Here is an 11,582-nt window from a genome sequence, read left to right on the forward strand (position 1 = left end):
ACCAGACGGCTTTTATATTTTATCAAATCTCAAATCCTTTGTCAAGAACTTTTTTGATTTATTTTTCGTCGCCTCGGCTCTCGCCTGACGACATTTAAATATATTACTCGTTTTGCTTTAACTTTGCAAGTCTTTTTTTCAAAAACTTTTTTTAAAGCTCTCGAGCTCTTCGTCATCTCTCAAGACGACTTTATTAATTTACCCTACTTTCTCTTTTTTGGCAAATCCCTCTTTTGTTCGAGTTCTAATAGAAACGCTAGGCAACGTTGTAACATTATCACTTATTTTTATTTGCTTATTTAGCGTTAACTAATCTTATTTGCTATATAAAATAGCACTCTACCTTCAATTAACGAACTTTAGCTCTCATATTTTTATTTAAATTTTTTTAAAAATACAAAAATAGCACCGCAATCCTGCGATTGCGATGCTATCAGATGCCATACTTTCGGCGAATTTCACGCTTTTGATCTCTTTCCTTAATTGTTTGACGCTTGTCATATTCCTTTTTACCTTGTCCTACACCTATTAGAACTTTGGCAAAACCGTGCTTTAAATACACCTTTAACGGAATAATGGCGATTCCACGTTCAGATTGTGCCTTAGCTAACCGTGCAATTTCTTTTTTATGCAAAAGAAGGCGTCTACTTCTTAAAGGATCATGATTATAACGATTGCCCTGCTTATATTCACTAATATGAACATTCTCTAAATAAGCAGAACCACCATAAATTTGAACATATCCATCACGCAAGTTTATTCTGCGTGCACGAATAGACTTTATCTCAGTCCCTGTTAATGCAATTCCTGCTTCGACAGTTTCTTTAATAAAATAGTCATGCCGTGCTTTTTTATTTTGCGCAATTAGATTATCATCTTTTTCTTTTTTCATTAAGAATCTCTCCTAATGTTCAAAGTTTCTCTGATTTCTTCTATTTCCTTGATTACGGCTGCGGTGATTACCACGACTATTATAATTGCTGCCACCACGGTGCCCGTGATTATTATGGAATCCGCGGTTGCCACGACGACGATCGTTCATCCCTCGATCGTTATGCTTCTTCTTAGGAGCGTTAGGGTCATAAACTTCAAAGTCTAATTGATGCTGCTCAACGTTAGCATTAATCAAGGTAACCTTAATAGGCATCCCTATCTTATATTGCTTATGCGTACCACGTCCAGTTAACGTCAATGACTTTTCATTAAAGCTATAGAAATCATCCGTTAAATTAGAAATGTGTACTAAGCCTTCAACAGTATTAGGCAATTGAATGAACATACCAAAACTAGTAACTGATGAAACTACGGCATCAAAGTGTTGACCCACTTGATTTGCCATATATTCAGTCATCTTCAAGTCATTTACTTCACGTTCAGTATCGATTGAACGACGTTCTTGAGTAGAAGTTTGTTCAGCAACATCTGGCAAGTAACTAGCAAAATGCTTCTGCATGTCTTCGGTAGTTCCATTTTCTTGATATGCGTGAATCATTCTGTGCACCATCAAGTCAGAGTAACGTCTAATTGGTGAAGTAAAGTGAGTGTAGTATTTTGCTGCTAAACCAAAGTGACCCAATGCATCTTCAGAATAATGTGCTTGCTTTAAACTACGTAGCATCATCATTTGCACTACAGCTTCTTCTGGTGTACCCATAGTCTTAGATACAACCTTTTGCAAATCAAGTGGCTTGATATTCTCTGGATCAGCGTGAATATTTAAGCCAAATGCACTACAAAATTCGAAGAAACTCTTAATTCTTTCAGCATCTGGTGTTTCGTGAACACGGTATAAAAATGGAACATGCTTTCTAAAGAAATCTTCAGCAACAGTTTCATTAGCCATCAACATAAATGACTCAATCATTTTTTCGGCAGTACCACGTTCATGCAATACGATGTCAGTTGGCTTGCCTTGATCATCAACAATAATTTTAGCTTCTGGTTCTTCAAAGTCAATGGCACCACGTCTATGACGTTGTTTGTATAAAATAGCATGCAAATCAGCCATTTCTTCGAGCATTGGACGTAATTTTACATACTTGTCCTCTAAGCCATCCATTTCACCCTTTAAGGTCTTATTAACCTTATTGTAAGTCATACGACCATGTGAACGCATAACAGAAGGATAAATCTTGTAGCCTACTCTCTTACCCTCTGGTGTAATTTCCATGTCACAGGACAAAACAAGACGATCTACACCCTCATTTAATGAACAAATACCATTTGAAAGTCTAAATGGCAACATTGGAATAACTCGGTCTACCAAGTATGTACTGTTACCACGAGCAAATGCTTCTTCATTTAAAGGTGTATTTTCTTTGACATAGTGTGATACATCGGCAATGTGGACACCTAAATGATAATTTCCGTTAGGCAATTTCCATAAAACAACGGCGTCGTCAAAGTCTTTAGAATCATCCCCATCAATGGTTACTGCAGGCTGATCTGTAATATCTACTCGACCTTTTTTCTCTTCTTCAGTAACATGATCAGGAATTGCATTAGCTTGTGCCATTGCATCTTCTGGCCAATCAGTACGAACGTCATGAGCAGAAACAATTGACATGATATCTACACCTGGATCACTCTTGTTACCAATAATCTTAGTAACTGCACCAGTCATAGATTCAGGATAATCTTCTTCAGGATAGTCCTTGATAGATACCTTTACCATGTCGCCCATCTGTGGGATCAGACCATTTTCGGATAAATATACACGATATTTGTGCAACTTTTTATTATTGCTTAAAGCATATCCAATAAAAGGACTGATCTTTCTTTGTTCATCAGTCAGTGGATGGAATTCACCGACTAAGCTTTCAAGGCCACGTTCTAGGATCTCTTCGATTCGACCTTCTGGTCCTTTGCCATTCCAAGGATTACCATCAGCAACAATCTTTACCTTTACTCGGTCACCATCAACGGCATACTTTGTGTAATCAGCTGCAATAAAAACGTCATCAACATTTTCATCGTCTAACTTTACAAAACCAAAACCCTTGTCATTGGCTTTAAAAATACCTTCGACGATTGTATCTGCTTGGGCTAATTGATATTGTCCCTTACCATCAGTAATAATTTTATTTGCATGTTCTAAGAAAGAAAGAGCTTTAATTAATTCAGTAAAATTACCCAATCTTTCACGACGCGCTTCTCGTTCAATTTGATCTACGCGAAATTGTTTTTGTGGATTATGGCGAAAAATTTCTAAAACACCGGCCAAAATTTTTTCGTTTTGTGCCATGTAATTAATCTCCGATCTTTTGAAATATAAAAAAAGCCTCCCCATCACTTTTGATCGGGAGGTACAAAATTTATTTTGTAGACATATAAGCTAGAATAATAGCAAAGACGAAAAAGAGAACCAATAAAACTGCAGTTACTTTTTCCATAAATGCCTCAAAACCACGTTTTTTGGTTTGACCACTAAAAACGGCACCGCCAGATAAGGCGTTCAATGCATCTTGTTGTTTTTGTGGCTGCATCATTGTTGCAATAACGATTAAGATTGAAACAATGATTAGTAGCGTCATAATTAAATTATACAATGCGCTGCCTCCAATACACACATACACTTACCAATAAATTTTATCACAAATTGCTTATTTTTGCAGTTATTTTTTAAGTTCTGGCGCATCAGTCTTAAAATCTTTTTGTGTCGATTTTTGATGATTTTGATACCAGAGTGATGTCTTGCTTGGATCATCGAACAACCGCTTCAATGAAGTTGCTTTGTTATAATCATAATCCTTTGGCTTAACCGTAGTAAACCACTTTGGACGATAAAAGCGGAGCAAATTACCATCAATTACACGATCAGACAAAGAAAGCTGTGTTGTCACCTTGTTAGAAATTGCAGTAAGCTTTGCTTTCAATTTCTTATCAGGCTTAATTCTTTCCCCAGTCTTCGTATCATAATAATCACTGCCTACTTTAGAATATTCAGGAGTAATAAAATCGCCATTTCGTTGAGCAACAATTTGTGGTGCATTTTTGCTAAGCAAATCATAGCCAAACTGAATAGTATCTTTGTCCTTGATGCCTAATAGATTTAATAAAGTTGGCAAAACATCAATTTCACCACCATAAGTGTGATTAATACCACCTTTTAATCCCTTCATGTGGAACATCAGTGGGACACGCTGGAATTGCAGATTATCAAAATCATTGAAAGAATCTTTCTTAAGCAATTCAGCACTGGCTTTATGGTGATTACCTGAAATACCATAGTGGTCACCATAAAAGACAATCAACGTCTTTTTATCAAGACCAGTCTTCTTCATCCAACGCATTAATTCACCGATAGCCTGATCAAGATAATGCGCGGTTTGCACATAACCATCTACAGTTTCATCCCCTGTATTAGTCTTATCAATTGACTGATTTTTCTTATCCAAATTATATGGATAGTGGTTAGTAACTGTAATCATTTTTAAATAAAATGGTTGCGGTAAACGTTCAATATACTTAATTGATTGATCGAAGAAGATCTTATCCTTCAGACCATAACCGACATAATAGCCTGGCTTATTCTTAAAGTATGAAAGTGGCATGAAATATTGATAGCCGAATGATTTATACGCATTATCTCTATTCCAAAATGAGCCTGCACCACCATGCATTACGGCAGTCGTATAACCAGCTTGTTGATGCAATATAGCTGGTGCACTTTCAAAAGTATTAGAAGTGCCATAAGTCGACATGGCTGAACCTGATTGCAACCCAAACAATGAGTTTTCCAACATCATTTCAGCATCAGAGGTCTTTCCCTGACCAACCTGATTAAAGAAATTATCAAAACTAATCGTATCTTTTTGATGATAAATCTTATTTAAGTTAGGGGTTACTTCCTTGCCCTTCCATTTATAGCCAATTAAAAACTGTTGGAAACTCTCTAAGTGAATAACCAAGACATTTTTACCCTTGGCTACACCGTTATAAGCAGGATTAGGTTTGACATAGTTTGCTTTTAAGTATTGTCTAACTGAGCGTAGATCAGATACGTTAGCTTTAGCCATCTGCGCATTCGTCTGCGCCATCTTATAACCATCATAAATGGCATATTCATTAATGCCTAGATATTTAACAATATAATTATTGTCAAAAGTTCTAGTTAAAAGACCAGAACGATCTTTTTGCGCCATCAATAAATTAAGGCCCATTAAACTAACTGCCAGCAATTCTACTAATAAACTGACTTTAAGCTTTAAAGGACGTACGTCCATTTTGATGACTTTAGTGATTAATAAAACAATAATTGCGGCAATATCGATAAAGGCCAGAAAATCACTAGCTAAAGTAATTCCTGCAATACTTTTTCCTAAATTATCTGAAGTCGAACCTGAAGTTTTTATTATCGAAAATGACAAGAAATTCGAAAATTCACGATAATAAAGTATATTTGCAAAAAGCCACAGCGTTAGTAAAAAATCTATTACTAGGATAATCCAATATGACTTTCGCCCTTTAAAGAATAAGCCAATACCTAACAAGAGCATCCCTGATGGTATCGGGTTGATCAAAAGCAGAAATTGCTGCATTGGACCAACCACACCCAAATTAAACTTCGTTAAATATATAAAATATGTTTTTAACCAAAACAGTACTAAAACAATCGTAAAAAAGCCAAGTTTAGTTTGCGTTAACCATTTAAAAAAAGACTTGGTACGTTCCATTGCTTTCTCCTCTCATTACGATATTTTATCTTACTACTGATTTAAGCAAGACGCATTTCTTTTAAGAAAAATTAATTACTTTCTGAACTTTTTATCTTTTTAGGTTTAAAAATCCAACCAAAGATACCTAAAATCATTCCGAAAAAGTAAGTTGAAAAGCGCCAAATAAACATTGCTAAAATCAAAGCACCATGAGAAGAAATAAACGTGGAGAATAAAGTCTGAAAACTGTATTCCGCACCACCAGATGCACCTGGAATAGGGATAATCGCCATGAACATAATAATCATAATATTCATCTGCGTGACATTAGCCCATGAACATGGCACATTTAAAGCTATCAGTACCATAAATGGAATTGAATAAAAGAATAATAGCTGTAAAACAGTCAAAATCGAAGCTACAATCAGCTTCTTTTTTTCTTTCTTCAATTTCTGACTTTCTGCATAAAAAGTATCAATCTTTTCTAAAGTAGCAGCACGCCATTTTTCAACACGCTCTTTTTTAATGAACTTTGCCAGCAAATTCATTAAAGCGTTAGTTGCATTCTTTGTAAAATGATAGGCAAACATGATTGCTAATAAGAAAATGATGGAACTAACGTGGATCAAAAAGCCGATTGCAATAAATATAGCTAGCCCCGCAAATTTAGTCATTACCATATGAAAGCCAAAGATAATCGTAAAGACATAGGCGAATAAAACTACGATCTGATAAATAATGAATTTCATTAATAGAATGGAAGTTGATCTACCACCTTCCATCCCCATTTGAATCATCGCTGCCAATTGTGATGGCTGACCACCAGTTGACATTGGTGTAATCGCATTAAATAAAGCCTGAATAATTGGAATTCGCAAAAATGACCATGCAGATCTTTTAGGCTCTTCTTTACGATGAGCTAATGTGGCTAAGATCCCCGCTTCACAAACATATGACAGAAGCATTAAGCCAAATACCATTATTAAAGCTACAATATTAAGACCATGAGCCGCCTTTAATATTTCTGATAATGGTGTTGACTTCAGATCCATATATAAGACAAAGGCACTGATTGCCAATACAATCAAGATGCCCCATAAATGCTTTTTATTCATTAATGAATTTGTCCCAATTCCTTGCCCAATTTGTATTGCTCATGATAAAAATCATTCCAAATATGGGCTAATCGGTCTTCTGAATATTCTTGACTTGCTTTAATAGACAAATCACTATATTTCTTCAACAGATGTGGATCGCTTTTGGCCTTTTGTAAAGCTTGATTCATTTCGCCGAAATCTTGGCCACTCATATAATAACCATCAATAATAGCCTTATATAAATCTAAATCACGCAGAAGTACTGGCGTGCCACAGCTAAATGCCTCCAAAACAGACATCGGGAACAATTCATCATATGATGGCAACACGAATAAATCAGCAATGTTCAAATATTTAACCAGTTTTTTGCGATCGACAATACCAGCAAAAGTTAAATTTTTAGGCGGATTATCTACCATGTCTTTATAGTGACTGTAGCCATCCGTAATCTTGCCAAAAGAAAAGCCACCTGCCCAAATAAATTGAACATCTGGATTAGCTTTTGCCATTTTGACAAAATCATCTATTCCCTTTCTTTCCTGAACTTGGCCATCGCCAAAAACTACAAATTTATCTAGCGGTAACCCCAATTCATGACGAAATGCATTTTTGCTTGCAAGTGATTCCTCATAAAATTCAGTTTTAGAAACAAAATTAGGAATGTACTTAACTTTATCGCGTTCAATACCATAATTGACCAATTTATCAATAAAAATTGGATTAACTACTACAATTTGATCCATGCGGTTATAAAAATCAATTACATATTGATAAAATACTTTTTTTGCAACGCCTGGTAATTTGATTGAGCCCTCTAAAGTATCTGGCAAAAAATGAACATAGCCAATTTTTCTACCACGTGCTGGTGAAAAACTATTAGCATAATAAGTTGGATTAATCGTATGGTAATGTGTTAAATCACTATTGCCATATTTATTTATTGTTACATAAAATTCATCTACTAAATGCGTTCTCAATAATTTAATTAATTCGTTATATGCTGAGCCGACCCCTTGACCTTTAACGGAATCAGCTTGTGAGAACATATTAATTCTAATCATCTATATCCTCTTTTTTAATCTTCTTCATGCTTAGGCTGATAATGATCAATTACATACTGATAAAAATCATGCACATTTGTAGCAAATTGATCCGATGAAATACTCTGCAACTTATTTTGCAATATTTCTTGTGGGATTTTTGCCCGTTTTTGCTTAAGCAAAGAAATAATTTCTTCTTGCATCTCTTGTTGCGTATTAAATCTTCGTCCAAAAATATCTTTGTCAAAGATATTTTCCGTATAATCAGTATCATAAACAACACAAGGTGTGCCGGCTGCTAAAGCTTCAACATATGTTAATCCTTGAGTTTCAGTATCACTAGCAGAGACAAAAATATCTGCCATGCGGTAGTAATTTCCTACATCTCCATGGTCAACATTTCCTGCAAAGATTACGTAATCTTCTAAAGTTAAACGCTCAACTTGCTCTTGGAGCACTTTAACATCTGGACCATCACCAGCGATCACAAATTTAACATTAGGTATTTCTTCTATAATTGCTGGTAATACATTCAAAATATGATTTATTTTTTTCTCAGCAGCAATTCTACTTAACGTCAATATAACTGGGGCATCTGCATCGATACCAAGATCTTTTCGTACATCACGATTTGCATCACTATTCATGCTCTGAATATCTACACCGGTAGGAATCACCCGAATCGGAATTTGGACACCGTAACGTCTTAATAATTCTTCTACTCGGCCACTAGGAGCAATACAGCCATCCATATTTTTTAAATAGCTTTTTACAAATTGCTTCACATGATATGGCCGCAATAAATGTCCATTCAAAATATAATGCAAGTAATCTTCATACATCGTATGGTAAGTGTGAATAGCTGGAATATCTAGCTGATGAGCTACGTATTTTCCAATAGTACCCAATGCAAACTCAGTTTGAGTATGAACTATATCTAAATTGACTTCCTTAGCCACCTTAGTAGCTTCGAAAAGTCCTCTAAATGCAATTCTACGATCAGTAAACGAAACAAAAGGAATACTGCTAAAACGAAAGACATTAGGTTCAACTGTGCCTTTTTTTACATTAGGATCCGTTGTCGTAAAAATAAATACATTATGCCCCTGTCTTTCCAGCGCATCTTTTAACGTCTTAATAGAAGTAGCCACGCCACTTATCTGGGGAAAATATGTATCGGTATAAAGACCAATATTCATTTAAATACCTCCATATTTAGCATTATAAAGATTACTTAAACTAACTGCAATTTATAATGAAAAATTACAAATATATCTCAATAAACAAAAAAAGTGATTCAAAAATGAATCACTTTAAAATAATAGCGGTGATCGGGGTCGAACCGATACGTCCGTAATGGACACCAGATTTTGAGTCTGACGCGTCTGCCAATTCCGCCACACCGCCATAATATTAAATTAAATTATCAACTTATCTTGTTGATAAGGCGGAGGTCGGATTCGGACCGACGATTAAGGTTTTGCAGACCTCTGCCTTACCACTTGGCTACACCGCCATAAGTTATTAAATTATTTAGAATTGGGATAGCTGGATTCGAACCAGCGCATGTTAGAGTCAAAGTCTAATGCCTTACCACTTGGCTATATCCCAATACTAGGGCGGAATATGGGATTCGAACCCATGCATGCCGGATCCACAAACCGGTGTGTTAACCCCTTCACCAATTCCGCCATGAAGGTAAACAGGGATAGTAGGAATTGAACCCACATCAGCGGTTTTGGAGACCGATGTACTACCATTATACGATATCCCTATTATGGAGGAGGGTGGATTCGAACCGCCGAACTCAGAGAGAGCGGTTTTACAGACCGCCGCGTTTAGCCACTTCGCTACTCCTCCAGCTTGATGGCGCGGGACGGAATCGAACCGCCGACACAAGGAGCTTCAATCCTTTGCTCTACCAACTGAGCTACCGAGCCATCTTACGGTCCATGTGGGATTTGAACCCACGATCTCCTCCGTGACAGGGAGGCGAGATAAACCACTGCTCCAATGGACCAAATTGCGGGAGCTGGATTTGAACCAACGACCTTCGGGTTATGAGCCCGACGAGCTACCAGACTGCTCCATCCCGCGATATTATAAGGAGGATGTGGGATTTGAACCCACGCGCGGCAGAACCGCCTAACGGTTTTCAAAACCGTCCCCTTAAGCCACTTGGGTAATCCTCCATTAGCTGTAAGTACCAAAATATATTAAAATGGTAAATGACCCGTACGGGATTTGAACCCATGTTACGGCCGTGAAAGGGCCGTGTCTTAACCACTTGACCAACGGGTCATGTCTCTTAACGAAGAGCACTTTATTATAATAACTAAACGAGCTTTAAAAGTCAAGAACTTTTTTTATCTTTTAAAACTTTTAAGTCATCGATGTGATCCCTCAATCACAACGTATTTAATATTAATAGATATTAATCTAAATTGCAAGGCTTTTTTTCAATTTTTTTATTTTGCTTTTTTATATCGCCTATCGCCTATTTTTATAGCTTGTTATTAGCCAAAATAAGCATCTATCCTGCAATATTGTCTGATATAAGGCTAATTTACGGTTATTTGGATACTAAGTCCTTTTTATTTAGTTTCTCTTCTGATATCGCAAATTTTTAATTCTGAGAATATTTATTTTCTGAGTTTTATAAATTCGCAGATTTTGGAAGTATTAGACACATATAAGACCTCATATATTTTTACTTACAGGTTTCAGCCCTTAATTTTGAATTTTTACGATATTATTGAGGCATTGAAATATTATTTGTAACCTGTCAGACGATTTGATATTCAATTTTTATTGCTTTAAATATAGCTTGGAAGCATTAAATATGTCTTGCTTACGCTCTTCAGATTTTTTACTAAATATAAAACTGTTTTATAGTCCTCCAATCAAAAGATACTTTTTTCTCTTTCTTTCATCAACATGAGAAGCAATTAAAGCTGTTTTATCAGAACATAATGAAAAACAAAAAAGTCCTAACGCAGATTCAAAATCTTACGTTAAGACTTTTTAATTACGGAGACTGAGAGATTCGAACCCTCGCACCGGAATAACCCGATCTACACCCTTAGCAGGGGCGCCTCTTCAGCCACTTGAGTAAGTCTCCAATGGGCCTAAATGGACTTGAACCATCGACCTCACGCTTATCAGGCGTGCGCTCTAAACCAGCTGAGCTATAGGCCCATATAAAGCGGGTAACGAGAATCGGACTCGCGACTAAAGCTTGGAAGGCTTTCGTTTTACCACTAAACTATACCCGCACCTAATATAAAAAATGAATGGCGCGGGACGGAATCGAACCGCCGACACAAGGAGCTTCAATCCTTTGCTCTACCAACTGAGCTACCGAGCCATCTTACGGTCCATGTGGGATTTGAACCCACGATCTCCTCCGTGACAGGGAGGCGAGATAAACCACTGCTCCAATGGACCAAATTGCGGGAGCTGGATTTGAACCAACGACCTTCGGGTTATGAGCCCGACGAGCTACCAGACTGCTCCATCCCGCGATATTAATATACATATGTAATGGACCTTGTAGGACTCGAACCTACGACAGGACGGTTATGAGCCGTCTGCTCTAACCAACTGAGCTAAAGGTCCAAGTTTACAATATAGCGGCGGGGGGGATCGAACCCTCGACCTCCCGGGTATGAACCGGACGCTCTAGCCAGCTGAGCTACACCGCCAAAAATGTAACTAATACCATTTAGATACAATCGGGAAAACAGGATTCGAACCTGCGACCCCCTGGTCCCAAACCAGGTGCTCTA

At 36.9% G+C, this 11,582-nt stretch carries 7 protein-coding genes and 19 tRNA genes; all 26 read right to left on the reverse strand.

Features of this window, described 5'->3' with window-relative positions:
* Nucleotides 1-433 precede the first annotated feature (433 nt).
* Nucleotides 434-892 (reverse strand): SsrA-binding protein SmpB, encoded by a 459-nt coding sequence (gene smpB / locus CP355_RS08145; protein ID WP_025006418.1) that lies wholly within the window; start codon nucleotides 890-892, stop codon nucleotides 434-436.
* A gap of 12 nt (nucleotides 893-904) precedes the next feature.
* Complete coding sequence (gene rnr, locus CP355_RS08150) at nucleotides 905-3,244, reverse strand: ribonuclease R (RefSeq protein WP_098044310.1); 2,340 nt, start codon at nucleotides 3,242-3,244, stop codon at nucleotides 905-907.
* A gap of 70 nt (nucleotides 3,245-3,314) precedes the next feature.
* A complete protein-coding gene (gene secG / locus CP355_RS08155; RefSeq protein ID WP_003632304.1) occupies nucleotides 3,315-3,548 on the reverse strand; it encodes a preprotein translocase subunit SecG in 234 nt (77 codons plus the stop codon).
* Between the two features lie 66 nt (nucleotides 3,549-3,614).
* Nucleotides 3,615-5,675, reverse strand: a complete 2,061-nt coding sequence (locus CP355_RS08160) for an LTA synthase family protein (RefSeq protein WP_098037029.1) — start codon at nucleotides 5,673-5,675, stop codon at nucleotides 3,615-3,617.
* 71 nt (nucleotides 5,676-5,746) lie between these two features.
* Entirely contained in the window at nucleotides 5,747-6,772 is a 1,026-nt protein-coding gene (locus CP355_RS08165; RefSeq protein WP_098044311.1) for a lysylphosphatidylglycerol synthase transmembrane domain-containing protein, read from the reverse strand.
* On the reverse strand, nucleotides 6,772-7,815 hold the full coding sequence (locus tag CP355_RS08170) for a glycosyltransferase family 4 protein (RefSeq protein WP_056945621.1): 1,044 nt from the start codon (nucleotides 7,813-7,815) through the stop codon (nucleotides 6,772-6,774). The genes CP355_RS08165 and CP355_RS08170 overlap by 1 nt, the downstream gene beginning before the upstream one ends.
* Before the next feature lie 14 nt (nucleotides 7,816-7,829).
* Nucleotides 7,830-8,993 (reverse strand): glycosyltransferase family 4 protein, encoded by a 1,164-nt coding sequence (locus CP355_RS08175; RefSeq protein ID WP_025006422.1) that lies wholly within the window; start codon nucleotides 8,991-8,993, stop codon nucleotides 7,830-7,832.
* A 123-nt stretch (nucleotides 8,994-9,116) separates the two neighbouring features.
* Nucleotides 9,117-9,201 (reverse strand) — tRNA-Leu (locus tag CP355_RS08180).
* A 38-nt stretch (nucleotides 9,202-9,239) separates the two neighbouring features.
* A tRNA-Cys gene (locus CP355_RS08185) sits at nucleotides 9,240-9,310 on the reverse strand.
* Nucleotides 9,311-9,333: 23 nt separating this feature from the next.
* A tRNA-Gln gene (locus CP355_RS08190) sits at nucleotides 9,334-9,405 on the reverse strand.
* A 7-nt stretch (nucleotides 9,406-9,412) separates the two neighbouring features.
* A tRNA-His gene (locus tag CP355_RS08195) sits at nucleotides 9,413-9,485 on the reverse strand.
* Nucleotides 9,486-9,497: 12 nt separating this feature from the next.
* Nucleotides 9,498-9,568: transfer RNA gene (locus CP355_RS08200), tRNA-Trp, on the reverse strand.
* Nucleotides 9,569-9,572: 4 nt separating this feature from the next.
* A tRNA-Tyr gene (locus CP355_RS08205) sits at nucleotides 9,573-9,654 on the reverse strand.
* Between the two features lie 7 nt (nucleotides 9,655-9,661).
* Nucleotides 9,662-9,734: transfer RNA gene (locus CP355_RS08210), tRNA-Phe, on the reverse strand.
* A gap of 6 nt (nucleotides 9,735-9,740) precedes the next feature.
* Nucleotides 9,741-9,814 (reverse strand) — tRNA-Asp (locus CP355_RS08215).
* A gap of 3 nt (nucleotides 9,815-9,817) precedes the next feature.
* Nucleotides 9,818-9,891: transfer RNA gene (locus CP355_RS08220), tRNA-Met, on the reverse strand.
* A gap of 8 nt (nucleotides 9,892-9,899) precedes the next feature.
* Nucleotides 9,900-9,986 (reverse strand) — tRNA-Ser (locus CP355_RS08225).
* 37 nt (nucleotides 9,987-10,023) lie between these two features.
* Nucleotides 10,024-10,095 (reverse strand) — tRNA-Glu (locus CP355_RS08230).
* A 730-nt stretch (nucleotides 10,096-10,825) separates the two neighbouring features.
* Nucleotides 10,826-10,915: transfer RNA gene (locus tag CP355_RS08235), tRNA-Ser, on the reverse strand.
* A 2-nt stretch (nucleotides 10,916-10,917) separates the two neighbouring features.
* Nucleotides 10,918-10,992: transfer RNA gene (locus tag CP355_RS08240), tRNA-Ile, on the reverse strand.
* A gap of 6 nt (nucleotides 10,993-10,998) precedes the next feature.
* Nucleotides 10,999-11,069, reverse strand: a tRNA-Gly gene (locus CP355_RS08245).
* Between the two features lie 19 nt (nucleotides 11,070-11,088).
* Nucleotides 11,089-11,161, reverse strand: a tRNA-Phe gene (locus CP355_RS08250).
* Between the two features lie 6 nt (nucleotides 11,162-11,167).
* Nucleotides 11,168-11,241, reverse strand: a tRNA-Asp gene (locus CP355_RS08255).
* Between the two features lie 3 nt (nucleotides 11,242-11,244).
* A tRNA-Met gene (locus CP355_RS08260) sits at nucleotides 11,245-11,318 on the reverse strand.
* 20 nt (nucleotides 11,319-11,338) lie between these two features.
* A tRNA-Ile gene (locus CP355_RS08265) sits at nucleotides 11,339-11,412 on the reverse strand.
* A 12-nt stretch (nucleotides 11,413-11,424) separates the two neighbouring features.
* A tRNA-Met gene (locus CP355_RS08270) sits at nucleotides 11,425-11,498 on the reverse strand.
* Between the last annotated feature and the right edge of the window lie 84 nt (nucleotides 11,499-11,582).

Source organism: Lactobacillus sp. UMNPBX4 (genome assembly GCF_002554115.1).
Classification (GTDB): Bacteria; Bacillota; Bacilli; order Lactobacillales; family Lactobacillaceae; genus Lactobacillus; species Lactobacillus gallinarum.